The organism is Plantactinospora sp. BC1 (genome assembly GCF_003030345.1).
Classification (GTDB): Bacteria; Actinomycetota; Actinomycetes; order Mycobacteriales; family Micromonosporaceae; genus Plantactinospora.
This window is the reverse complement of the sequence record NZ_CP028158.1, coordinates 3,267,834-3,289,626: the sequence shown is the minus strand read 5'-3', so window position 1 is coordinate 3,289,626 and position 21,793 is coordinate 3,267,834. Positions and strand designations below refer to the sequence as shown.

The following is a 21,793-nucleotide window of genomic DNA, read 5'->3' as shown; positions in this document are numbered from 1 at the left end:
CAACAAAAGTAGACCACGATCAAGACATCGTCATCGATGCCTTGGAGGTCACTGATGCGGCGAGCACACGCGAGGGTCGGGGCCGGTTTCTTCGCGGCGATCGGCCTGGCCGCCGGACTCGGCGTCGCGGCGTCGCCCGCCTCGGCAGAGCCCAGCGGCCTCACCTTCTATAGCACGCCGTTCAGCGTCGAGGTGGCGCACGTCGCCGCCCCGACCGGCGAGTGCGCGCCGCTGCCGGCGACCGCGCGCGGCCACGTCGGCTGGAGCGGCTTCACCGACGTCGTCCTCTACCGGACCGCCGACTGCACCGGTCAGGCGACCAGCACCGGCACCCTGCGCACCTACGAGGCCGGACGCTTCAGCAGCTTCCGCGCCCGCTGACAGCCAGGCACCCACAGCACCCCGTCACGCCCGCGCCCGCAGCCGGCGTTGTGCTGGACCTGGACAAGAGAGGCGTTACCCGAGGCGGTAAACGCCTCTGTTGTCCAGGTGAGCAGGGTCATCCCCGCCGTCACTCGGCGAGGCGTACGGTGTCCGGCCGGGGGAAGGGCAGGTTCCAGTCCGGCGGCCAGCCGTGGGCGGTCAACCCACCGGTACCGAAATCGAGGAGTCGGGGAATCCGCCACTCCCACCACGCCTCCCCGGGCGGGCGGCCGGGCCAGGGCACGGTGACCGCCCGGAACCGGTCGTCGATGGCGTCCAGTTCCGGCTGCCGGATCGCCCGGACCCGGGGCGGCAGCAGCGGCCAGACCCGGGCCAGGATGCCCCGGCAGGCGATGTCGTTGCGGAACTCCGCATCGCTCCAGGAGTAGCCCTCGGCCACCTCGTCGACGATCAGGTCCCAGCCTTCGAGCAGCGAGTTGAGGGTGGGGCGCTGCCCGACGGGGCGGGGACCGGCGCCGGCGGCGACGGCGGCATACACCCCGTCGTACTCCTCCGCGGTCAGGACCACCTCGTCCGCGGGCTCGGGTGCGCCGGTCATCGCGCCGGGAGGGCGACCCAGGTGGCCCGGGCGCGGGCCAACTCGGCACCGTCCGGGGCGTACAGGGTGGTGTACACCAGGGCCTTGCGGCCTTCGGTCGCGGCGAGGGCGCCCCGGACCACGCACTGCTCGCCGGGGGCGGGCAGCCGGTCCAGGCGTACGGCGATCCGGCCCAGCACGTACGGGCGGCCGGCGCCGATCACCGACCAGCCGCCGGGGCAGTCCAACGCGGCCCAGACGGTCGGGTCCGAGACGTCGTCCGGGACGGTCCACGGTGCGGCGGTACTGCCGTCGGCGAGCCGCCCGGGGAAGATGCCCAACCCGTCGGTGCGGTCCGGGCCGCAGACGTAGCAGGTCGGGAACGGATGGTCGGCGAATCCCGGGTACCCCTGTGCGGCCTCGACCGCGTCCGCGTACCCGATCGGTGGGACCACGGTGTCGATCTCGGCGTCCGACGCGACCTCGGCCACGACGGCGCCGTCGGCGGTGCGGACCTGGCAGTCGAGCACCGACAGCGGGGTGTCCAGCGGCGGCGGCATCCGGAGGGTGACCTCGCAGGTCTTGCCGTGCGCGAAGAGGCCGGCGGAGTAGCCGCCGTTGCCGGAGCCGGGCGGCCCGTTGAACCGGGCGGGGATGTGCATCGCCTCCGCCTTCCGCGAGGTCGGGGCCCGGGTCGCGGGCCGGTGGGAACGACCCCACGGTACGCGTGACGGGCCGCCGATCCGGGGCGGGCGCCCGGACGTCGATGTCCCGGACGCCCGCCCCGGCGCTGCCGGCGGCGCGACAGCGGTGCAGGCGGAGCGACGGCGGTGCTACCAGCGCGATCGCGGTGCTACCAGCGCGACGGCGGTGGTGGCGGGACGACCGGCGGGCGGTCGTCGCAGGTGATGGTGTTCGGCAGCAGCCAGGGCGCCAGCCACGGGCCGGTGGTGCCGCCACCGTCGTTGCCGCCGAGGTCGGTCAGCCGGAACTCGGAGCCGGTCGGCGGGAAGTTGAACGAGCCGCAGTTGTTCACCCCGACCGCGCCGACGTTGCGGGCGTCGACGTTGGCGAACGACGCGCCGCCGGCCGCCCGCGCGCTGAGCACCGAGGTGCCGGTGCCGTCGACCCGGATGTCGGCGAAGCTCACCCCGTCGATCGAGTACAGGTCCTTCACCGACCACTCGCTGACCAGCATGATCGCGTTGTACGTGCTGTCTAGGTAGTGGTCGCCGGTCACCCGGATGTCCGCGTCGATGTCCCGCTCCAGCGCGTAGATCCAGATGGCGCCGAGCCCGATGTTCCAGTTCAGCTCGTACGTCCCGGCCCGCACCACCGTGTTGTCGGTGATCCGGGTGGTGCCGGCGAACGGCTCCGCGCCGAACCGGGAGCCGAGCTGGATGCCGCTGCCCTCCCGGACCGGGTCGGCGATCAGGTTGTTCGAGACCGTGTTGTCGGTGCCGCCGTAGAGGGCGATCCCGTTGGCCAGCGTCGGGGTCTGGATGGTGTTCCGGTCGAAGGTGTTGCGGGCGTCCGCCACCCGGTCCGACCACATCGCCAGGGCGTCGTCGCCGGTGTTCCGGATGAAGTTGTTCCGGACGGTCGAGTCGGTGACTCCGGTGTGGAAGTTCAGCGCGTCGGCGATCTGGTCGACGACGATGTTGTTGGTGACCCGGACGTTCCGCATCGGGCCGTCGAACCAGATGCCGACCTTGGTGTGCTGGATGTGCAGCCCGTCGATGGTCGAGTCGCTCATCGCGCCGCCGATGCCGTTCACCTGGTCGGTGTCGATCCGCTCGCGTACGTCGCCGGAGATGGCGAAGCCGGAGAGGTGGACGTTGCGGCTGCCGCCGTCGGCCGCGTCCCTGCCGTAGAAGCCGACCCCGGTGTGCACCGAGCCGTCCGGCGCGGGCGGGTCGAGGGCTACCTGACGGCCCTTGACGACCGTGTACCAGTTGCCGGCGCCCTCGATCGTCACGTCGTCGACGATGATGTGCCGGTTGACCTGGTAGGTCCCCGGCGGCAGGTAGACCGTCAGCCGGGTCCGCTTCGCGAAGGCGATCGCCCGGTCGATCGCGTCGGCGGAGTCCCGCCGGCCGGTCGGGTCGGCGCCGAAGGCGAGCACGTTCGCGGCGAGGAGTCGCACCCTCGGCGGGCCGACGAGTTCCGAGTCGAGCAGGTCGATCACGGTCCAGGCGGCGTCGCTGCCGGTCGGGGCGGTCAGCCGGATCCGGTCGCCGGCCCGGTAGGTGCGGTCGAGCCGGAGCCGCTGCTCGTCGTAGAAGTGCATCGGCCGGAACGGCTTGGCGATCGTCGGAAACGGTGTGGTGGCCGCCGGTACGCAGCCGCACTCGGTGATCCACCAGTCCGGGTGCAGCAGGTCGGCGTCGGGGTCGTTGCTGAACGGGTACTGGTTGTAGAGCCAGGAGTACTCCGAGGTCAGCGTCATGGTCTGCCGGCCCTTGCCGTTCACCGTGACGTGCAGCGGTGCGGTGATCCCGCCGCCGTCCGGCGAGTCCGGGATGCTGTAGCGGACCGTGATCGCGTTGGCCGCCCTGGGCAGGGTGAACTCGACGTACTGCCCCGGGTGCAGCCGCACCGCCGACCGGCCGGACGCCTCCGCCGGCAGCGTGTAGGCGGTCCGGTCCGGGCCGATGACGGTACCGGTGGTGCGGGCGTGCTCCGCCTCCTGTTCGAGGAAGTCGACGGCGGCGCCCCGGCCGGCGACGAGCGCGGGGTCGAGCCCGGCCCGGGTGACGACCGGAGCGGATCCGCCGTGACCGCTCGGCTTGGCGGCGCCGTGACCGCTCGGCTTGCCGGTGGCGAGGTTGGTCGGCTTGGCGACGGCGAGGCCGGTCGGCTCGGCGGCGGCGGGGGCGGGCGCGGGGGTGATGGTCGAGAGGCCGATTCCCAGCACGGCGGTTGCCGCGAGCCAGCGGGACGGTCGGCCGGACCAGTGCGACGGAACTCCGAGAATGCTCCGTGACATCGGGAACTCGTTTCTCTGGGGGCCGTCATGTTATTGCAGAAAACTGTCCACATTCAAGCGCCTGTTTGTCGCGTATCGTGCGGCACTTGCGGCGGTCGGGACGGTCTTGCCCCGGGTTGGCCCGGCCCCCGTCGAGGGGAGGTGTGAGAGCGGTACCAGTAGATATGTTGCCGGGATGGAGATCCGCCCGTACCGGTCCGGCGACCGGGCCGCCGTGCACGACATCTGCATCCATACCGCCGACGCGGGGCAGGACGCCTCCGGCTCGTACGCCGACCCGGGCATCCTGCCGCACATCTTCGCCCACCCGTACGCCGAACTGGAGCCGGAACTCGCCTTCGTGCTGGACGACGGCGGGCAGGCCGTCGGCTATGTCCTCGGCACCGCCGACACCGCCGCCTTCGTCCGGCGGTTCCGGGACGAGTGGCTGCCCCGGGTGGCGGACCGCTATCCGGCACCGGCCGGTGAGCCGGCCACCCCGGACGAGGTCATGGCGCACCTGCTGCACACCCCGGAGCGGATGATCCTGCCGGACCTGAAGGATTATCCCGCGCACCTGCACATCGACCTGCTCCCCGGCTATCAGCGCGCCGGCCACGGCCGGGCCCTGGTCGACACCTTCGTCGGGGCGCTGCGCCGGGCCGGCGTACCCGGGCTGCACGTCGGGATGATCACCGACAACCGGTCGGCCCGGGCCTTCTACGACCGGCTCGGTTTCCACGTCGTCGACGTCGCCGACCCGGGCCCGCTCACCTACCTCGGCCTGCGCTGCTGACCCGCGCCGCTGTCTGCCGGCGCCGCTGCTGACAGCGGTGCCGCTGCCGATCGGCGGCGCTGTTGACCGACGGGGTTGCTGACCGACGGGTTGCTGACCGGCGCCGCTGCTGCCTGACGCCGCTGCTGACCGGCGGTGCCGCTGGCCGGGCCGGCGGTCAGCGGTTCTGCACGAGCTGCACCGGGTTGCCGTCCGGGTCGGCGGTCCAGGCGATCAGCAGCCGGCCGAGCCACTCGTGCGGTGCGGCCAACGCCGGGGCCCCGCTCGCGGTGAGCGCGGCGTACGCGGCCGGGACGTCGTCGGTCCAGAGCACCACGGCCACCCGCTGACCCTCGGCGATCGGGTCGAGGCCGTGGTCGTCCCGGGTGGAGGCCGCCGAGGCGATGCCGATCCGGTAACCGTCGAGCACCAGGTCGACGTGAATCGGGTCACCCTCGGCCGGCACCCGGAAGGTCTCCGCGAAGCCCAGATCCAGATAGAACCGCACCGCCCGTTCGACGTTCTCGCTGAACAGGATGACCTGCGGGCTGCGCAACACCGGCATCCGGCGACGCTAGCAGTCGACCGCCGGAGCCGCCGATCCCTGCGCCCACGGCTGAAATGGCTGGGTCGGCCATTCCCGCCTCGGTAGCCTGTGGCGGTGTCCCCGCAGCTCCCGCACCCCGAGCCGGGGGTGCCGGACACCCGGGGACCACTGCGCTACATCTGGTGGCTGGTGCGCAGCCAACCCGTACGCGTGCTACGGGGCAGCCTGCTCGGCACGGCCTGGATGGTCGGGCTCTCGCTGCGGCCGTACCTCGTCTCCCGGGCGATCGACGACGGGCTGCGCACCGGGAACACCCGTGCCTTACTCTTCTGGGCCGCCACGATCGTCGTCGCCGGCCTCGGGCTGGCCCAGCTCGGGATTCAGCGGCACCGGACGATGACCTTCATCCGGGAGGACGCCAGCGCCCGCTCCGCCGCCGTACTCCTGCGGCAGCTCTCCCGGATCGGCGCGGTACTGCCGCGCAAGCTCGCCGCCGGTGAGGTGGCCACGGTCGGCGGCTCGGACATCACCAACACCTCGCACGTGCTGACGCTGACCGGGCCGGGCGTCGGCGCCGTACTGGCGTACACGGTCGTCGCGGTCATCCTCTGGTCGATCTCGCCACGGCTCGCCCTCTGTGTGCTGCTCGGCGTGCCGGCGGTCGCGATCCTCATCGGGCCGCTGCTGCGCCGGCTGGACCGGGCCGAGTCCGTCTACCGGCAGCGGCAGGGCGTGCTCACCACCCGGGCCGGGGACATCGTCGCCGGGCTGCGGGTCCTCGCCGGGGTCGGCGGCCGGGACCTCTTCGCCCGCCGGTACGCCGTCCGCTCGCAGGAACTGCGGGCCGAGGGCTACCGGGTCGGCGCGGTCAGCAGTTGGATCGAGGCGCTGACCACCGCGATCCCGGCGGGTTTCCTCGCCGCCGTGATCTGGCTGGCCGCCCGGATGGCCGTGCACGGCGAGATCACCATCGGGCAACTCGTCGCCGTCTACGGGTACGTCGCGGTGCTGATCGTCCCGGTGTGGTTCCTGATGCAGGGCAGCTACCAGGTGATCCGGGGTCGGGTCGCGGCCCGCCGGATCATCGCCCTGCTCCGGCTGACCCCGGACGAGGTCACCGGCCCGGAGCCGGACGACGCGGCTGGCGCGAGGCGGGGAGAAACCGGTGGCACAGAGCGGGACGGCGCCGGTGGCGCGGGGCGGGACGGCGCCGGTGGCGGAGAGCGGGACGGCGCGGGTGGCGCGGGGCGGGACGGCGCCGGTGCCGGGGCGCTCCGGCCTGCCCCGGCCGGTCCCGCCGAACTGCACGATCCGGTCACCGGGCTGACCGTGCCGGTCGGGCGGCTGATCGGGGTCGCCGCCGCCGACCCGGCCGAGGCGACCGCCCTGGCCGATCGGCTCGGCCGTTACCGACCCAGCGAGGCGACCTGGGGCGGGGTGCCGCTGACCGCGATCGCGCTGCCCGAGGTGCGGGCCCGGATCCTGGTCGCCGACCACGACTCCTACCTCTTCGCCGGGACGCTGCGGGAGATCCTGCACAGTGGACGGCAGCACACCGACGCCGAGCTGCGGGCCGGCCTGCGGGTCGCCTCCGCCGAGGACGTCGTGGAGGCCCTGCCGGAGGAGCTGGACACCCCGATCGACACCCGGGCCCGCCGGCTCTCGGGCGGCCAGCGGCAGCGGGTACGCCTGGCCCGGGCGCTGCTGGTCGAACCCGAGGTGCTGATCCTGGTCGACCCGACCTCGGCGGTGGACGCGCACACCGAGGCGCGGATCGCGCAGCGGCTCCGGGACGCCCGGGCCGGTCGCACCACGATCCTGCTCGCCACCTCGCCGCTGCTGCTCGGGCACGCCGAGCAGGTGGCGCACCTGCGCGACGGGCGGATCGTCGACACCGGCACCCATGCCGAGCTGCTCGACCGCGACCCGGGCTACCGGGCGCTGGTCTCCCGGGACGGCGAGCCGCTGGCGGCGGCCGGCGGGGCCGTCGACGGCGAGGGGGCGCTGCGGTGACCGGGCTGCCGGTGGCGGACCTGGGCACGGTACGCCGGGCGGGGTGGGACCTGATCGCCCGGGACCGGCGGGCGGTCGCCGTCATCCTGGTACTGCACGTGGCGGCGACTCTCGCCGGGCTGGCCGCGCCCTGGCTGCTCGGAGTCATCGTCGACGAGGTGGTGGCCGGCGCCGGCACCGGCACGGTGGACCGGCTGGCGTTGGCCATCGTCGGCTGCGTGGTGGTGCAGACCGTGCTCTCCCGGTACGCCCAGTACGCCGGCCACCGCTTCGGGGAGCGCGCCGTCGCCCGGCTCCGCGAGGAGTTCGTACGCCGGACGCTGGCGCTGCCGGTCTCGGTCGTCGAGCGGGCCGGCACCGGAGACCTCGCCACCCGCAGCTCGGTCGACGTCGCCACGGTCGGGGTCACGGTCCGCCAGGTGGTGCCGGTGGTGGTCATCGCCTCGGCACAACTGACCCTGCTCTTCGGAGTGATCTTCGTGCTGCATCCGGTGCTCGGTGTCGCCGCGCTGGCCGGGCTGCCGTCGATCGTCGCGGTGACCCGCTGGTATCTGCGGCGGGCCTCCACGGCGTACCTCGCCGAGGGCGCCGCGTCGGCGGAGCTGACCGAGGCGCTGACCACCACCGCCGAGGGCGCCCGGACCGTCGAGGCGCTCCGGCTCAGCGGCGAACGGGTCGCGCACGGCCGGGCCCGGATCGGGCGGGTCTGGACGTCCCGGCGGCGTACCCTGCGGCTGCGTTCGGTCTTCTATCCGGTGGTGGAGTCGAGCTATCCGCTGCCGATCGCGGCGGTACTGCTGGTCGGCGGCCTCTGTCTCGACAACGGGCTGGTCACCCTCGGCGAGGTGGTCGCCGCCGCGCTCTACCTGCAACAGGCGATCGGTCCGCTGGACCAGATCCTCCAGTGGATGGAGCAGGCACAGCGTGGCCTCGCCTCCTTCGCCCGGGTGCTGGGGGTCGGCCAGGTGCCGCCGGAGCCGCGCGGGCGGGGCGCCTCGCCGGCCGGGAAGCAGATCGAGGTCCGGGGTGTCCGCTTCGGTTACGCCGACGGCCCCGACGTGCTGCACGGGATCGACCTGACGGTCCGGCCCGGCGAGCGGCTGGCCATCGTCGGCCCGTCCGGGGCCGGCAAGTCGACGCTGGCCCGGCTGCTGGCCGGAATCGACCGCCCCCGGCACGGCGAGGTGAGCCTCGGCGGCTGCCCGGTCACCGACCTCGACCCGGCGCAGCGGCGGCGCCGGATCGCCCTGGTCACCCAGGAGCACCACGTCTTCATCGGCTCGCTGCGGGACAACCTCGCCTTCGCCGCCCCGGACGCCACCGACGCGCAGATGCGGTCCGCGCTGGTCGCGGTCGGTGCCGACTGGTACGCCGACCTTCCCGACGACCTCGACACCGAACTCGGCGACGGGGCCCGGGAGCTGAGTCCCGCCGAGGCGCAGCAGCTCGCACTGGCCCGGCTGGTCCTCGCCGACCCGCACGCGCTGATCCTCGACGAGGCGACCGCGGCCCTCGACCCGACCACGGCCCGGCGTACCGAGCGGGCGCTTGCCGCGGTGCTCGCCGGGCGTACGGTGATCGCGATCGCGCACCGGCTGAACACCGCGCACGACGCGGACCGGGTGGCGGTGATGGCGGACGGCCGGATCACCGAGCTGGGCAGCCACGACGAGCTGCTCCGGGCCGACGGCGCGTACGCCGCCCTCTGGCGCTCCTGGCACGGCTGACCCCCTGCGCCGAGTGCCCCGAAGACGCTCCTGGTGCCGTGACCGGTCAGGAGCCTTCCCCGTCGGAGTGTAGCCGCGTGCCGGTGGCGGTCTCCTGCTCGCCGAGCCAGCGGCTGTGCGTCTCCCAGGCCGACTGCTTGCTGGTGGCCAGGGCGGCGCCGATCTGCGTCCAGGAGGCGCCGGTGGCCCGGGCGGTCCGGACCGTCAACTGCCGGCCGTAGCTGGCCTTGCGCATGATCACCTCGCCCAGGGCGAGCAGTTCCAACGCCTCCTCCCGACTCAGCGGCCGGGCGTCCGGATCGGGCTCGGTCTCGTCGTCCGGGTCGTCGGTCGGCGGGGCGAGCGCGTCCCGGAGCCGGAGGTGGTCGTAGCGGGCGGCGGCGGTCAGCAGGGTGAAGCGCTGTTCCAGCTCTTCGGGAGTACTCATGTACGCCACTCTGCCGTCAAGTCACCTTGACGTCAAGCTGCCCTGACGTCAGGCCGCCTTGGCGAGGGACATCGACGCCTCGACCCGGCGCCAGAGGTTCCCCGTGACTCGAACCCGAGCCGACGTTGCGTCGTTGGTCCCCGATGACGGCCTCTTCCGCGACCAAGGAGCATCCGGTGCCGACCCGCCTCAACCCATACCTCAGCTTCGACGGGAACGCCCGGGAAGCGATGGAGTTCTACCAGCGCGTCTTCGGCGGCAACCTGGTGCTGAGCACCTTCGGGGAGTTCGGCACCGAGGGCGACCAGGCCGACCAGGTCATGCACGCCATGCTCGAAACGGACAGCGGGTTCACCCTGATGGGTTCCGACGTGCCGCCCGGGATGGAGCACGCCCCGGGCAACGCGATCACGGTGAGCCTGAGCGGGGACGACAGCGACGAGCTGCGCGGCTACTGGAACGCGCTCTCCGAGGGCGGCATCGTCTCGGTACCGCTGGAGCGGCAGATGTGGGGCGACGAGTTCGGCGCCTGCGCCGACCGGTTCGGCACCCCCTGGATGGTCAACATCTCGCCGCCGCGCGGCTGAGGCCGGACGGGCCCGGAAGTCTATGCTTGGCGACCATGCCCGAGGGTCACACCATCCACCGGCTGGCCGCCCGGCACCGGGAGCTGTTCGGTGGGGAGAAGGTGCTGGCCAGCAGCCCGCAGGGGCGGTTCGCCGAGGGAGCCGCGCTGCTCTCCGGAGCCGTACTCGAGCAGACCGAGGCGTACGGCAAGCACCTGCTGCACCACTACGGCGGCGGGCAGACGCTGCACGTACACCTCGGGCTCTACGGGAGGTTCACCGACGGCGACGGTGAGCCGCCGGCGCCGGTCGGCCAGGTCCGGCTGCGGCTGCGTAGTGACCTGCACTGGCTGGACCTGCGCGGCCCGACCGCCTGCGAGCTGCTCTCCCCGCCCGAGGTCGACGCCCTGCGGGACCGGCTCGGTGCCGACCCGCTGCGCGCCGACGCCGACCCGGACGCCCCGTACGCCCGGATCCGGCGCAGCCCGACGCCGCTCTTCGCGCTCCTGCTCGACCAGTCGATCGTCGCCGGCACCGGCCTGATCTTCGTCACCGAGGCGTTGTTCCGAGCGGGCCTGCCGCCCACCGCTCCGGGCCGGGACCTCACCCCGCAGGCGTGGGGGAGGATCTGGGCCGACCTGGTGGAGCTGATGACGACGGCCGTCGCGACGGGGCGGATCGACACCGTGCACCCCCGGCATCTGCCCGAGGCGATGGGCCGGCCGCCCCGGGTCGACCGGCACGGCGGCGAGGTGTACGTCTACCGCCGTGCCGGACTGCCCTGCCACCTCTGCGGTACGGCGGTCCTCCGGGCGGACCAGGCCGGCCGCAACTCGTACTGGTGCCCGCGCTGCCAGCGGGCGCCGCGCCGATCCCGGGCCGGACGGTGAGCGGGCCCGGCTCGGCGGACTCGGCGACCGTCAGGGCGTGACGCGGCGGATGGTCAGGTAGCCGACCCCGGCCAGCAGGGCGGCCAGCAGCGCCGGCCAGCCCACGATCCAGGCCGCCACCGGCTGGTCGGCGAACCAGCCGCCGATGCCGGACCAGAGGTCCAGCCAGGTGAGCAGTACGGCGACGCCGGCCAGCACGAGCAGGGTGCCGGTGCTCAGCAGCCACATCCCGGTCAGCCCGAACCGCTTGTAGAAGACCGCGACGAAGATGCCGAGGAAGCCGAGCAGGACGAACGGCACCGTGTAGATCGCGATCTGGAGCAGCGGGTTCAGGTCGTCGATGAAGTTCAGCCCGAAGAAGCGCAGCCGGATGCCCCAGCCGTCCGTGGCGTCCTCGACCAGTTGGCAGCAGAAGAGCAGTACCCCGAAGAGGATGGACTGGACCGTCAGGAAGAGCGCGGAGGCCAGGTAGAAGGTCCGCCGGATCACGCTCAGCGCCATGCTGAAGGGCAGCAACTGGGTGATCCAGTTGATGCTGGTGACGAAGACGACGATGTAGATCGAGACGATCGCGCCGGTCGTCGGGTTCACGTCCCGGTCGCCGATCACCAGGAAGACGGCGTAGTTGACGGTGAAGACCATCAGGAGCAGCAGCCAGGGCCAGGCCACGGTGTTCTGCCAGCCGACCAGTTGGACCCGGGTCACGGTCAGCACGCGGTTCATCGGGTGGTCTCCTTCCGGGTACCGGTGGCGTCGCCGCCGGACCGGGCCTGTGCGGTGGTGAGCCGGATGACGATCTCCTGTAGCGAGACCGCCTCCAGGTCCAGCCCGAGCGCCTTCGCCTGGGCGCGTTCGGCGGTGCCGAAACTGCCGCGCAGGGTCGCCCGGGCGTACCGGCCGAGGGTCTCGCGGTGCAGCTCCTCGTTCCGGGCGGCCAACTCGTCGACGGCGGTGGCCGGTCCGGCGACCGTGACCACCTGGCCGCGCAGCGCCTCGGCGGTGGTGTCCAGCAGCACCCGGCCCTGGTCGAGCAGGAGGACGTGTTCGAGCAGCTCGCCGACCTCGTCGATGAGGTGGGTGGAGAGCACCACGGTCCGGGGGTGCTCGGCGTAGTCGGTGAGCAGGTGGTCGTAGAAGAGGTGCCGGGCGACGGCGTCGAGACCGAGGTACGGCTCGTCGAAGAGGGTCAGCGGGGCCCGGGAGGCGAGCCCGATGATGATGCCGAGCATCGAGTGCATGCCCCGGGACAGTTTCCGGACCTGCCGGCCCAGCGGCAGCCGGAAGTCCGCCAGCAGCGTCTGCGCGAAGTCCTCGTCCCAGCCGGGGAAGAGCAGCCGGGCCGACGCCAGCGCGTGCCGCACCTTGAAGTACTGCGGGTAGGTCTGGCTCTCCTTGATGAAGCAGACCCGGGACATCACCGACTCGTTCTCGTACGGCGGCGTCCCGTCGATGGTCAGCCCGCCCGAGCTGGCCAGGAGCTGCCCGGTCATGATCTGCATCAGGGTGGTCTTGCCGGCCCCGTTCCGGCCGAGCAGGCCGTGGATCCGGTTCTGCTGAAGGGTGAAGCTGACGTCGTCCAGGGCGGTGACGTCGCGGAACCGCTTGCTGACGTGTTCGGCGCGGACCACCGTGGTCATCGGTCCTGCTCCCATCGGTCGATCATGCGCTTGAGTTCGTCGGCGTCGATGCCGAGCTTGCCTGCCTCGGCGAGCAGCGGGTGCAGGAACTGCTGGGCGAACTCCTCGCGACGGCGGTCCCGCAGTCTCGCGCGGGCGCCGGTGGCGACGAACATGCCGATACCTCGTTTCTTGTAGAGAATCCCGTCGTCCACCAACTGGTTGACGCCCTTGCCCGCGGTCGCCGGGTTGATCCGGTGGAATGCCGCCAGCTCGTTCGTGGAGGGGACCTGGGTCTCCTCGGCGAGCGTGCCGTCGATGATCGAGTTTTCGATCAGCTCGGCGATCTGGAGAAAGATCGGTCGCCCGTCCTCCATCAGCCGGACCCGCCCGCCGGCCGGCGGGGCCCGGGCGGACCGGCCGGGTTCGGCCTCGTGGGTTCGTTACTCATGTAATTAACCATCCAACCAACCCGGCTCGCTGTCAAGGTCGGAGAGCCGACCAGCGGGGTTGCCCCGGCCACATCGCCGGTTCCGGCCAGGTCCGCCGCCGAGCCGTGGCCATAGGCTGCCGACCTGATGCCCACCCTCACCGCCGCGATGCTGCTGGCGGCGGTACTCGGATTCGCCGTGCTGCGCCCCCGCCGGCTGCCGGAGGCCGCCGTCGCACTGCCGGCGGCGCTCCTGGTGGTCGCGGTCGGCCTGGTGCCGTGGCCCGCCGCCCGGGCGGAGCTGGCGATGCTGGCGCCGACGGTCGGGTTCCTGGCCGCGATCCTCGTGCTGGCGCACCTCGCCGACGCCTGGGGCGTCTTCGGCTACGCCGGCGCGGTCGCCGCACGGGTGGCCCGGGGCGGCTCCGGCCGGCGTCCGGCCACCCGACTGCTCGCCGTGGTCTTCGGCATCGCGGCGACGGTGACCGCGGTGCTCAGCCTCGACGCCACGGTGGTCCTGCTCACCCCGGTCGTGCTGGCCACCGCCACCGCCAGCGGGGTACGCGCCCGCCCGCACGTCTACGCCTGCGCCCACCTGGCCAACTCGGCGTCACTGCTGCTGCCGGTGTCGAACCTCACCAACCTGCTCGCGTTCGCCGCCAGCGGGCTGACCTTCGCCGGCTTCGCCGCCACGATGGCGCTGTCCTGGCTGGCGGTGATCGCCGTCGAGTACCTGGTGTTCCGGCGGTTCTTCCGGGCCGACCTGGCCGCCCCGGCCCGGCCCGGCGCGGTCGAACCGGTGCCGCCACCCCGGTACGCGCTCGGGGTACTCGGCGCGACGCTGGCCGGTTTCGTCGCGGCCGAGCCGCTGCACCTGCACCCGGGCTGGGTGGCCGGGGGCGGTGCGGTGCTGCTGGGCGTACCGCTGGTGGTCCGGGCCCGCCGCGCCGAACGGCTGCGTACCGCCGGCCGGATCGTGGCCGAGGCGCAGCCGCTGTTCTGCGTCTTCGTCCTCGCCCTCGGCGTCGTCGTGCTGGCGGTACGCCGCAACGGCCTCGACGACCTGGTCGGCCGGCTCGCCCCGCACCGGGCCGACCTGCTCGGCCTGCTCGCGGTCGCCGGGCTGGCCGCGCTGCTGGCCAACCTGGTCAACAACCTGCCGGCGACCCTGGTCCTGGTGCCGACGGTCGCTCACTCGCCGGGCCTGGTACTGGCCGTGCTGATCGGGGTCAACGTCGGACCGAACCTCTACTACGTCGGCTCGCTGGCCACCCTGCTCTGGCGGCGCATCCTGCACCTGCGGGACGACCCGCCGGCCACCGGCACCTTCCTGCGGCTCGGCGTGCTCAGCACGCCCGCCGGACTCGTCGCCGGGGTGGTCGCGCTCTGGGCGGCGCTACACCTGACCCAGTCCGCCTGAGGGAACGGCGGGATCAGAACCAGCGGCGCTTCGGCGGGCGTACGGTCACCGAGCCGAAGATGACTTTGGAGTGCACCTCCAGCACCGGACCGCCGGGCGGGGCATCCCCGCGCAGCTTGGACTCCTTGCTGCCGAAGACCGCCGTACCGGTGAGCCGGACCTCCACCCCCTCCGGCACGAAGATCGTCACCGAGCCGAAGATCGCGGTCGCCTCGATCGTGACCACCGGATGCGGCAGCGTGGTGTCCTGCAACTCGATGTGACAGTCCCCGAAGACCGCACGCGCCTCCAGCCGGGCCGGCACCGGCCAGCGCCCCTTGCGGGACTCGTTGCCGAAGATCGCGACCAGCCGTTCCGGAGCCGACCCGGCGAGAGCGGACTCCGACCGGCGGGCCGGCACCGCGGCGGCCGGCGAGCCGGTCGGCAGGTCGTCGGTGAGCCGGGCCAGTTCACCCCGGGTCTTGGCGGCGTGCGCGGCGGTGGCCCGGTCGGCGTACTCGTCCAGGGTCAGCCGGCCCTCGGCGGCAGCCGTACCGAGCAACTCGACGACCTGCTCGCGCTCCCGGTCGGAGACCCGGATCCGGTCGGCGTCGTCCTGCGGTTCCCGCTCCATGGCGGCACAGCCTATCGGCCATCGGGTACCCGTTGGCGCCCGCTCAGCGGATGGCGTCGACCGCCTTGCGGGCGGCGACCAGTACCGGATCCCAGACCGGGGCGTACGGCGGCGCGTAGCCGAGATCGAGGCCGGACATCTCGTCCACGGTCATCCGGTTCCAGAGCGCCACCGCCAGCACGTCGATCCGCTTCGCCGCCTCGGAACGGCCGACGATCTGCGCACCGAGCAGCCGCCCGCTGCGCCGCTCGACGATCAGCTTCACCGTCATCGGCTTCGCCCCGGGGTAGTAGCCGGCCCGGCTCGTCGACTCGACCCGTACGGCGACGAACTCGAAGCCGGCCGCCGTCGCCTCCTTCTCGAGCAGCCCGGTACGCCCCACCTCCAGGTCGCAGACCCGGGTCACGGCGGTGCCGACCACCCCGGCGAAGGTGGCGTACCCGCCGCCGATGTTGATCCCGGCGACCCGGCCCTGCTTGTTGGCGTGGGTGCCGAGCGGCACGTAGACGGGCTGCCCGGAGACCCGGTGCACCGACTCGACGCAGTCACCGGCCGCCCAGACCCCGGGGGTGTCCACCACCCGCATCCGCAGGTCGACCCGGATTCCGCCGGTCGGACCGATCGGCAACCCGGCCTCGGCCGCGAGGGCGGCGTTCGGGCGTACCCCGAGACCCAGCACCACGATGTCGGCCGGCAGCGTGCCGTCCTCGGTGACCACGGCGGCGACCCGGCCCTGCCTGGTCTCCAGCCCGGTCACGGTGACCCCGCTGCGCACGTCCACGCCCAGCCCGCCCAGCGCCTTGCGGACCAGGGCGCCCATGTCCGGGTCGACGGTCGACATCGGCTCGGGGCTCCGCTCCACCAGGCTGACCGAGAGACCGCGCTGGATCATCGCCTCGGCCATCTCGACGCCGATGTAGCCGCCGCCGACCACCACCGCCCGGCGCGGTGCCGGATCGCCGTCCAGCCAGTCGATCAGCGCCGCGCCGTCGTCCAGGGTCTGCACCCCGAACACCCCGGCCGCGTCGGTGCGGGCCCAGGGCGGGGTGACGGGTACGGCGCCGGCGGCGTACACGAGCTGGTCGAAGCCCTCCCGGACCTCGCGCCCGCCGTGTTCCAGATCCCGGGCCACCACCTCGCGCCGGTCCAGGTCGATGCCGACCACCTCGTGCCGGAGCCGGACGTCGACCTGGAATTCCTCCCGGAACGTCGCCGGGTCCCGGCTGACCAGTTGGTCCGCGTCGTCGACCAGCCCACCCACCCAGTACGGGATGCCGCAGGCCGAGTAGGAGGTGAAGTGGCCGCGTTCGAACGCGACGATCTCCAGCGCGGACCGGTCGCGGCGGCGCCGGGCCTGCGACGCGGCGGACATCCCCGCCGCGTCGCCGCCGACCACCACCAGCTTCTCAGCCATGTCCGGCGCTGCCCCGGGTACGCCGGACCAGGTCGTCCAGTACGTCGGAGATCTCGTGCCGCCGCGCGTAGGCGGCCCGCTGCCGGGCGGCGCCGGTGCCGTGCGCCTGCAACCGGCTCAGCAGCTCGGTGACCAGCGGCAGGTCGCCGTGGCGTTCGAGGGCCGGCCGGAGCCGGTCGAGGAGGCGGCGCATGAGCTGCCAGGCGGGCCGTACGCTGCCGTCGACCGGGTCCACGCCGAGCCCTTCGAGCCCGTCGTGCGCCGCCCGCCAGTGCGCGCCGACCAGCATGTGGTGCGACACCCGGGGCGCCGGCACCCCGGCCGCGATGTCGGCCAGGGCGGTGTCGACCAGGGCCCGGACCAGTGCGGCGACCAGGATCGTGTCGTCCAGGCCGGGGCAGACGTCGCCGATCCGCACCTCCACCGTCGGATACTTCGACGACAGCCGGGCGTACCAGTAGAGCATCCCCTCGTCGAGCATCATCCCGGTGCCGATCAGGTCCTCGACCAGGCTCTCGTAGTGCTCGTGCGACTCCAGGAAGGGGGTCGGCGCCACCGACGGCCAGCGCTCCCAGAGCACCGAGCGCCAGCTCGCGTAGCCGGTGTCCCGACCCTGGTAGAACGGCGAGTTCGCGGTGGCGGCGTGCAGGATCGGCAGCGCCGGGCGGAGGTGGTTGAGCACCTGCACGGCGGTCTCCGGTTCGGGCACGCCGACGTGCACGTGCATGCCGTTGACCCCGGGCGACGGGACCAGCAGTCCGAACCGTTCGATCATCTGGTCGAACCGGGGGTTCTCCACCAGCGGCGGCATCGGGCCGTCGACCGGGCCGGTGCCGACCGCGACCAGGCGTACGCCGGCCGCCTCGGCGGCGTCGGCCAGCCCGGTACGCAGCAGCCCGAGCGAGTGCCGCAGCGCGGTCAACTCCAGCCCGGGCGGGGTGCCGATCTCGATCTGGCTGGTCTGGAACTCGCGCTGCACCTGCCCGCGCAGTTCGTCCGGCACCTCGGCCAGTACCGCCTCGACCGCGGGTGCCGCCGCGCCGGTCACCGGGTCGACGAGCAGGAACTCCTCCTCGACCCCGACCGTCAGCGATTCCGGTCCATCGTTCGGCAGAGGTTGCACCGGTGCGGTCAGCCCGTCGAGCATCACCATCACCATCACCGCCCGTCGTTCGATCCGAACAGCGTCGCTGGCGCGACCGGTTGTTCATTACCCTCAGTGTCGATGCCGGGAAACTCCCCGGGAGACCAATCGCGGCATCCGGCTGTTCCCGTGCTTCTGTTCCCGTGCTTCTGTCCGGTGGGCCGGCGGCCGGGACGGTCGCGGTGGACGTACCGGGGGCGAGGCATCGACGGGTGTTGACAGGTGGGGACGGGGGACGTACAACTCCTGAGAGAGCGCTCTCTCGGCTCCGTCTCCACGCCGGGCTCCCCGTCCCGGCGTGGGGCTCCCCGTCCCCTGTAGAGAGGCCCCGCACATGTCCACCACCCGGATCGCCCAACCCGCCGGCCGGAGCACCAGAAGGCGCCTCGCGCTGCTGGTGGCCGTGACCACCCTCTTCGCCACGGTCTTCGCCACCGTGACCGTGACCGCCCGGGCCGCCATCCCGCCCCCGGCCTCCGGCTGGAGCCTGGTCTGGGGCGACGACTTCACCGGCGCCGCCAACACCCTGCCCTCGTCGGCGAACTGGATCATCGACACCGGCACCAGCTATCCCGGCGGCCCGCCGAACTGGGGCACCGGCGAGATCCAGACCTACACCAACAGCACCGCCAACGTCAGCCACGACGGCAGCGGCAACCTGCGGATCACCCCCATCCGCAGCGCCTCCGGCCAGTGGACCTCGTCCCGGATCGAGACGGTCCGCAGCAACTTCAAGCCGCCGTCCGGCGGGGTGCTGGCGATCGAGGGCCGGATCCAGATGCCGAACGTGACCGGCGCGGCGGCGGCCGGCTACTGGCCGGCGTTCTGGGCGCTCGGCGCGCCGTACCGGGGGAACTACCAGAACTGGCCGGGGATCGGCGAGTTCGACGTGATGGAGAACGTCAACGGGATCAACTCGGTCTGGGGCGTACTGCACTGCGGCGTCGCGCCCGGCGGGCCGTGCAACGAGTTCAACGGCATCGGCGCCCAGCGGGCCTGCCCCGGCTCGACCTGCCAGGCGGCGTTCCACACCTACCGGTTCGAGTGGGACGCCTCGGTCAGCCCCCAGCAACTGCGCTGGTACGTCGACGGCCAGCACTACCACACCGTCACCCAGTCCCAGGTCGGCTCGTACTGGTCGCAGATGACCGACCACGCCGGCTACTTCCTGCTGCTCAACGTCGCGATGGGCGGCTCGTTCCCGAACGGCGTGGCCGGCGGCACCACCCCGACCTCCGCGACCGTCTCCGGCCGGCCGATGCTGGTCGACTACGTCGCGGTGTACAGCCGGGGCGGTGGCACCAACCCGACCAACCCGCCGACGACGCCGCCGCCGACCACGCCGCCGCCCGGCGGCACGGTGAGCGCGTACTCGACGATCCAGGCCGAGGCGCACAACGGGCAGCAGGGTGTCGGCGTCGAGGCGTGCAGCGAGGGCGGCCAGAACATCGCCTGGCTGGCCAACGGCGACTGGGCCCGCTACGACCGGGTGGACTTCGGTTCGACGCCGCCCCGGGACTTCGTGGCCCGGGTCGCCTCGGGTGCCGGTGGCGGGGTGAGCGGCCTGGTGCAGGTCCGGGTGGACAGCCCGACCGGTCCGGTGCTGGGCAGCTTCGCCGTCGGCAACACCGGCGGCTGGCAGAGCTGGCAGTCGATTCCCGGCAACGTCTCGGCGGTGACCGGGGTACGCACGGTCTACCTGACCTTCAGCAGCGGCCAGTCGGCGGACTTCGTCAACCTCAACTGGTTCACCTTCCGGCGCTGAGCCAGGGAGGGTCCCGTCGCTGACCCGCGCGAGCGGTCAGGACCGGGTCCGGCCGGCGTCTCCGGCTTCTCGGCCCACCGGAGACGCCGGCCTCGGGCGTGCGCGACCGTCTGCCAACCCGTGCGCCATCGTCCCCATTCCGTGCGCAACCGTCTTCCGGCCCGTGCGGAGGCCGCAGCCCACCCTCTTGCGAAAAACAGTTAACCTTCCTAATAATTGGCGGACAGTCGATGGCTGTGGATGCCCGACCGCTCGGTGGAGGACCACATGAGACGCCGCAGAAGCCTTGTCCTGTCCGTAGTCGCCGGCCTCGTGGCGGCGGTCGGCGTCGCCTGGGGAGCGCTGCCCGCGTACGCCGCCGGGCCGACCGCGACCTTCGTCAAGACCTCCGACTGGGGCTCCGGCTGGGAGGGGAAGTACACCATCACCAACGGCGGCACCAGCGCCATCAACGGCTGGTCGGTCGCCTTCGACCTGCCCGCCGGCACCACGATGGGCAGCTACTGGGACGCGCTGCTGACCTCCTCGGGCCAGCGGCACACCTTCACCAACCGGTCCTGGAACGGCAGCATCGCGCCCGGCGCCTCGGTGTCGTTCGGCTTCCTCGCCACCGGCTCCGGCAGCCCGGCCAACTGCACCCTCAACGGCGCGGCCTGCGGCGGCGGCAGCACGCCGACCACCCCGCCGACCACCCGCCCGCCGACGACGCCACCCAGCACCGGGACACCGACCACCCCGCCGACCAACCCGCCCGCGACCGGGCTGCCCAAGCACTTCCTGACCGGCTACTGGCACAACTTCGACAACCCGGCGGTCGAGCTGCGACTGCGGGACGTGCCCGCCGAGTACGACCTGATCGCCGTCGCCTTCGCCGAGGCCACCAGCACGCCCGGCGCGGTCACCTTCGGCATCGACCCGGGGCTGTCGGCCTCGGTCGGCGGCTACACCAACGCCGACTTCACCGCCGACGTCCGGACCGTCAAGGCGCGGGGCAAGAAGGTGATCCTCTCGGTCGGCGGCGAGACCGGCCGGGTCGCCGTCAACGACGCGGCCTCGGCGACCAACTTCAGCAACAGCGTCTACAGCCTGATCCAGCAGTACGGCTTCGACGGCGTCGACATCGACCTGGAGAACGGGCTCAACCCGACGTACATGGCGCAGGCGCTGCGGTCACTGCGCAGCCGGGTCGGGTCCGGCCTGATCATCACCATGGCACCGCAGACCATCGACATGCAGTCGCCGTCGGTGTCGTACTTCAAGCTGGCCCTGGACATCCGCGACATCCTCACCGTCGTGCACACCCAGTTCTACAACTCCGGCTCGATGCTCGGCTGCGACCAGTCGTTCGCGTACTCCCAGGGCACGGTGAACTTCATGACGGCGCTGGCCTGCCTGCAACTCGAAGCCGGACTCCGCCCCGACCAGGTGGCGCTCGGGCTGCCCGCCGGTCCCGGGGCGGCCGGCGGCGGCATCGTCGCACCGAGCCTGGTCAACCAGGCGCTGGACTGCCTGGCCAGGGGGACGAGCTGCGGCAGCTTCCGCCCGCCGCGCACCTATCCCGGGATCCGGGGCGCGATGACCTGGTCGATCAACTGGGACGTCGCCAACGGCAACAGCTTCGCCCGGACCGTCCGGCCGCACCTGAACACGCTGCCCTGACCGGTGACGCACCGGCGGTGCACCGCCGATGCACCGGCGGTGCACCGGTGCCGGGTCGTCAGCGGGTGCTGGCGGCCTGGCGTCGGTGCGAGCGCCGGCGCAGCTTCTTCACCACCCACAGCCCGATCATGACCGCGAAGATGGCCAGCAGCCCGTAGTCGAAGTAGCTGGCGTACTTGTCGATCTGCTGCCATCGGGACCCGAGGCCGTAGCCGAGGCCGACGAAGATCGCGTTCCAGAGACCGCTGCCCAGCGTGGTCAGCACCAGGAACCGGCCCAGCGGCATCCGGTCGGCGCCGGCCGGGATCGAGACCAGGCTGCGGAACACCGGGATCATCCGGCCGAAGAAGACCGCCCACGAGCCGTACCGCTCGAACCAGCGGTCGGCCCGGTCCAGGTCGTCGGTGTCGACCAGCGGAATCCGGTCCAGCCAGCGCTTGAGCCGGTCCTCGCCGAGCGCCGCGCCGAGCCAGTAGAGCAGCAGCGCACCGAGCACCGATCCGGCGGTGGCGGAGAGCGCCACCAGGACCACGTTCATCCGGCCCTCGCCGGCCAGGTAGCCGGCCATCGCCAGCACCAGTTCGCTCGGCACCGGCGGGATGATGTTCTCCAGCGCGACCAGCAGACCCACTCCGGGTACGCCCATCGCGTCGATCACCCCGGCTATCCAGCCGGTCAGTCCGCCGAGTTGCGTCGGGTCCACGTCCTGGGCGAGGGCCACGGCGCACCCACTCCTTCGTAGGCTCGTAGGTCGGCTCAGGGAAAGCCCGGGAGAAGAGGTCTGCGTACCCCGAGATCGCCCCGGTTACACCCGCCGCCGCGACGGTCCGGCACACCGATCCGGTTTGCCGAGCCGGC

21 protein-coding genes are annotated in these 21,793 nt (G+C 72.6%); 9 read left to right on the top strand and 12 right to left on the bottom strand.

The features are described from left to right. Nucleotides 1-54 precede the first annotated feature (54 nt). On the top strand, nucleotides 55-381 hold the full coding sequence (locus C6361_RS14170; RefSeq protein WP_107268039.1) for a hypothetical protein: 327 nt from the start codon (nucleotides 55-57) through the stop codon (nucleotides 379-381). 130 nt (nucleotides 382-511) lie between these two features. On the opposite strand, the gene C6361_RS14165 is transcribed toward C6361_RS14170, so the two are convergent. From C6361_RS14165 to C6361_RS14155, 3 genes are all read right to left on the bottom strand, one after another. Continuing rightward, nucleotides 512-982 (bottom strand): hypothetical protein, encoded by a 471-nt coding sequence (locus C6361_RS14165; protein WP_107268038.1) that lies wholly within the window; start codon nucleotides 980-982, stop codon nucleotides 512-514. After that, the gene (locus tag C6361_RS14160; protein WP_107268037.1) at nucleotides 979-1,623 is read right to left on the bottom strand and encodes a hypothetical protein; all 645 of its coding nucleotides are present in this window, start codon (nucleotides 1,621-1,623) and stop codon (nucleotides 979-981) included. The genes C6361_RS14165 and C6361_RS14160 overlap by 4 nt, the downstream gene beginning before the upstream one ends. Before the next feature lie 191 nt (nucleotides 1,624-1,814). Then, entirely contained in the window at nucleotides 1,815-3,950 is a 2,136-nt protein-coding gene (locus tag C6361_RS14155; protein WP_234359488.1) for a glycosyl hydrolase family 28-related protein, read from the bottom strand. Nucleotides 3,951-4,125: 175 nt separating this feature from the next. Between C6361_RS14155 and C6361_RS14150 the strand changes: the two genes are divergently transcribed. Continuing rightward, entirely contained in the window at nucleotides 4,126-4,725 is a 600-nt protein-coding gene (locus C6361_RS14150; protein WP_107268036.1) for a GNAT family N-acetyltransferase, read from the top strand. Nucleotides 4,726-4,882: 157 nt separating this feature from the next. Here the strand turns inward: C6361_RS14150 and C6361_RS14145 are convergent, their stop codons facing one another. Beyond that, on the bottom strand, nucleotides 4,883-5,269 hold the full coding sequence (locus tag C6361_RS14145) for a VOC family protein (protein WP_107268035.1): 387 nt from the start codon (nucleotides 5,267-5,269) through the stop codon (nucleotides 4,883-4,885). Nucleotides 5,270-5,365: 96 nt separating this feature from the next. Between C6361_RS14145 and C6361_RS38170 the strand changes: the two genes are divergently transcribed. Both C6361_RS38170 and C6361_RS14130 read left to right on the top strand, forming a co-directional pair. After that, on the top strand, nucleotides 5,366-7,264 hold the full coding sequence (locus C6361_RS38170) for an ABC transporter ATP-binding protein (protein WP_234359487.1): 1,899 nt from the start codon (nucleotides 5,366-5,368) through the stop codon (nucleotides 7,262-7,264). After that, on the top strand, nucleotides 7,261-8,991 hold the full coding sequence (locus C6361_RS14130) for an ABC transporter ATP-binding protein (RefSeq protein ID WP_107268034.1): 1,731 nt from the start codon (nucleotides 7,261-7,263) through the stop codon (nucleotides 8,989-8,991). Before C6361_RS38170 ends, C6361_RS14130 begins: the two co-directional genes overlap by 4 nt. A 46-nt stretch (nucleotides 8,992-9,037) precedes the next feature. Here the strand turns inward: C6361_RS14130 and C6361_RS14125 are convergent, their stop codons facing one another. Beyond that, nucleotides 9,038-9,418: a hypothetical protein gene (locus C6361_RS14125; protein WP_107268033.1), complete on the bottom strand. Its 381-nt coding sequence runs from the start codon at nucleotides 9,416-9,418 to the stop codon at nucleotides 9,038-9,040. A 176-nt stretch (nucleotides 9,419-9,594) separates the two neighbouring features. On the opposite strand from C6361_RS14125, the gene C6361_RS14120 reads away from it, so the two are divergent. Together C6361_RS14120 and C6361_RS14115 are read left to right on the top strand one after the other, a co-directional pair. Next, a complete protein-coding gene (locus tag C6361_RS14120) occupies nucleotides 9,595-10,005 on the top strand; it encodes a VOC family protein (protein WP_107270945.1) in 411 nt (136 codons plus the stop codon). Between the two features lie 35 nt (nucleotides 10,006-10,040). Next, on the top strand, nucleotides 10,041-10,874 hold the full coding sequence (locus C6361_RS14115; RefSeq protein WP_107268032.1) for an Fpg/Nei family DNA glycosylase: 834 nt from the start codon (nucleotides 10,041-10,043) through the stop codon (nucleotides 10,872-10,874). A gap of 30 nt (nucleotides 10,875-10,904) precedes the next feature. On the opposite strand, the gene C6361_RS14110 is transcribed toward C6361_RS14115, so the two are convergent. From C6361_RS14110 to C6361_RS14100, 3 genes are read right to left on the bottom strand one after another with little or no spacing between them, the layout of a single operon-like run. Continuing rightward, nucleotides 10,905-11,597, bottom strand: a complete 693-nt coding sequence (locus C6361_RS14110) for a hypothetical protein (protein WP_107268031.1) — start codon at nucleotides 11,595-11,597, stop codon at nucleotides 10,905-10,907. Then, nucleotides 11,594-12,526 (bottom strand): ABC transporter ATP-binding protein, encoded by a 933-nt coding sequence (locus C6361_RS14105; RefSeq protein ID WP_234359486.1) that lies wholly within the window; start codon nucleotides 12,524-12,526, stop codon nucleotides 11,594-11,596. Before C6361_RS14105 ends, C6361_RS14110 begins: the two co-directional genes overlap by 4 nt. After that, nucleotides 12,508-12,867 carry a GntR family transcriptional regulator gene (locus C6361_RS14100; RefSeq protein ID WP_107257987.1) on the bottom strand — a complete coding sequence of 120 codons (360 nt, stop codon included), beginning with the start codon at nucleotides 12,865-12,867 and terminating at the stop codon, nucleotides 12,508-12,510. The genes C6361_RS14105 and C6361_RS14100 overlap by 19 nt, the downstream gene beginning before the upstream one ends. Before the next feature lie 201 nt (nucleotides 12,868-13,068). Between C6361_RS14100 and C6361_RS14095 the strand changes: the two genes are divergently transcribed. Continuing rightward, nucleotides 13,069-14,340 carry an ArsB/NhaD family transporter gene (locus C6361_RS14095; protein ID WP_107268029.1) on the top strand — a complete coding sequence of 424 codons (1,272 nt, stop codon included), beginning with the start codon at nucleotides 13,069-13,071 and terminating at the stop codon, nucleotides 14,338-14,340. 13 nt (nucleotides 14,341-14,353) lie between these two features. Here the strand turns inward: C6361_RS14095 and C6361_RS14090 are convergent, their stop codons facing one another. Genes C6361_RS14090 through C6361_RS14080 form a run of 3 tightly spaced genes read right to left on the bottom strand, consistent with a single transcriptional unit; the run spans nucleotide 14,354 to nucleotide 17,520 of the window. Next, nucleotides 14,354-14,953: a DUF1707 domain-containing protein gene (locus C6361_RS14090; protein WP_107257989.1), complete on the bottom strand. Its 600-nt coding sequence runs from the start codon at nucleotides 14,951-14,953 to the stop codon at nucleotides 14,354-14,356. Between the two features lie 43 nt (nucleotides 14,954-14,996). After that, nucleotides 14,997-16,367, bottom strand: a complete 1,371-nt coding sequence (locus C6361_RS14085) for an FAD-dependent oxidoreductase (protein ID WP_107268028.1) — start codon at nucleotides 16,365-16,367, stop codon at nucleotides 14,997-14,999. After that, nucleotides 16,360-17,520, bottom strand: a complete 1,161-nt coding sequence (locus C6361_RS14080) for a glutamate--cysteine ligase (protein ID WP_107270944.1) — start codon at nucleotides 17,518-17,520, stop codon at nucleotides 16,360-16,362. The genes C6361_RS14085 and C6361_RS14080 overlap by 8 nt, the downstream gene beginning before the upstream one ends. 325 nt (nucleotides 17,521-17,845) lie before the next feature. Here C6361_RS14080 and C6361_RS14075 point away from each other — a divergent pair, with 325 nt between their 5' ends. Both C6361_RS14075 and C6361_RS14070 read left to right on the top strand, forming a co-directional pair. Next, nucleotides 17,846-19,276, top strand: coding sequence for a carbohydrate-binding protein (locus C6361_RS14075; protein WP_107257991.1), 1,431 nt, complete (start codon nucleotides 17,846-17,848; stop codon nucleotides 19,274-19,276). A 267-nt stretch (nucleotides 19,277-19,543) separates the two neighbouring features. Continuing rightward, a complete protein-coding gene (locus tag C6361_RS14070; RefSeq protein ID WP_107270943.1) occupies nucleotides 19,544-20,935 on the top strand; it encodes a chitinase in 1,392 nt (463 codons plus the stop codon). A gap of 58 nt (nucleotides 20,936-20,993) precedes the next feature. Here C6361_RS14070 and C6361_RS14065 read toward each other — a convergent pair whose 3' ends face one another. Next, entirely contained in the window at nucleotides 20,994-21,656 is a 663-nt protein-coding gene (locus tag C6361_RS14065; RefSeq protein ID WP_107268027.1) for a DedA family protein, read from the bottom strand. Between the last annotated feature and the right edge of the window lie 137 nt (nucleotides 21,657-21,793).

What these genes read in the sequence shown, in the direction of transcription:
- C6361_RS14110 (WP_107268031.1), bottom strand. Translation starts at nt 11,597, where the DNA reads ATGAACCGCGTGCTGACCGTGACCCGGGTCCAACTGGTCGGCTGGCAG.
- C6361_RS14070 (WP_107270943.1), top strand. Translation starts at nt 19,544, where the DNA reads ATGAGACGCCGCAGAAGCCTTGTCCTGTCCGTAGTCGCCGGCCTCGTG.
- C6361_RS14170 (WP_107268039.1), top strand. Translation starts at nt 55, where the DNA reads ATGCGGCGAGCACACGCGAGGGTCGGGGCCGGTTTCTTCGCGGCGATC.
- C6361_RS14100 (WP_107257987.1), bottom strand. Translation starts at nt 12,867, where the DNA reads ATGGAGGACGGGCGACCGATCTTTCTCCAGATCGCCGAGCTGATCGAA.
- C6361_RS14165 (WP_107268038.1), bottom strand. Translation starts at nt 982, where the DNA reads ATGACCGGCGCACCCGAGCCCGCGGACGAGGTGGTCCTGACCGCGGAG.
- C6361_RS14085 (WP_107268028.1), bottom strand. Translation starts at nt 16,367, where the DNA reads ATGGCTGAGAAGCTGGTGGTGGTCGGCGGCGACGCGGCGGGGATGTCC.
- C6361_RS14095 (WP_107268029.1), top strand. Translation starts at nt 13,069, where the DNA reads ATGCCCACCCTCACCGCCGCGATGCTGCTGGCGGCGGTACTCGGATTC.
- C6361_RS14105 (WP_234359486.1), bottom strand. Translation starts at nt 12,526, where the DNA reads ATGGGAGCAGGACCGATGACCACGGTGGTCCGCGCCGAACACGTCAGC.
- C6361_RS14155 (WP_234359488.1), bottom strand. Translation starts at nt 3,950, where the DNA reads ATGTCACGGAGCATTCTCGGAGTTCCGTCGCACTGGTCCGGCCGACCG.
- C6361_RS14115 (WP_107268032.1), top strand. Translation starts at nt 10,041, where the DNA reads ATGCCCGAGGGTCACACCATCCACCGGCTGGCCGCCCGGCACCGGGAG.
- C6361_RS14090 (WP_107257989.1), bottom strand. Translation starts at nt 14,953, where the DNA reads ATGGAGCGGGAACCGCAGGACGACGCCGACCGGATCCGGGTCTCCGAC.
- C6361_RS14150 (WP_107268036.1), top strand. Translation starts at nt 4,126, where the DNA reads ATGGAGATCCGCCCGTACCGGTCCGGCGACCGGGCCGCCGTGCACGAC.
- C6361_RS14075 (WP_107257991.1), top strand. Translation starts at nt 17,846, where the DNA reads ATGTCCACCACCCGGATCGCCCAACCCGCCGGCCGGAGCACCAGAAGG.
- C6361_RS14080 (WP_107270944.1), bottom strand. Translation starts at nt 17,520, where the DNA reads ATGGTGATGCTCGACGGGCTGACCGCACCGGTGCAACCTCTGCCGAAC.
- C6361_RS14145 (WP_107268035.1), bottom strand. Translation starts at nt 5,269, where the DNA reads ATGCCGGTGTTGCGCAGCCCGCAGGTCATCCTGTTCAGCGAGAACGTC.
- C6361_RS14125 (WP_107268033.1), bottom strand. Translation starts at nt 9,418, where the DNA reads ATGAGTACTCCCGAAGAGCTGGAACAGCGCTTCACCCTGCTGACCGCC.
- C6361_RS14160 (WP_107268037.1), bottom strand. Translation starts at nt 1,623, where the DNA reads ATGCACATCCCCGCCCGGTTCAACGGGCCGCCCGGCTCCGGCAACGGC.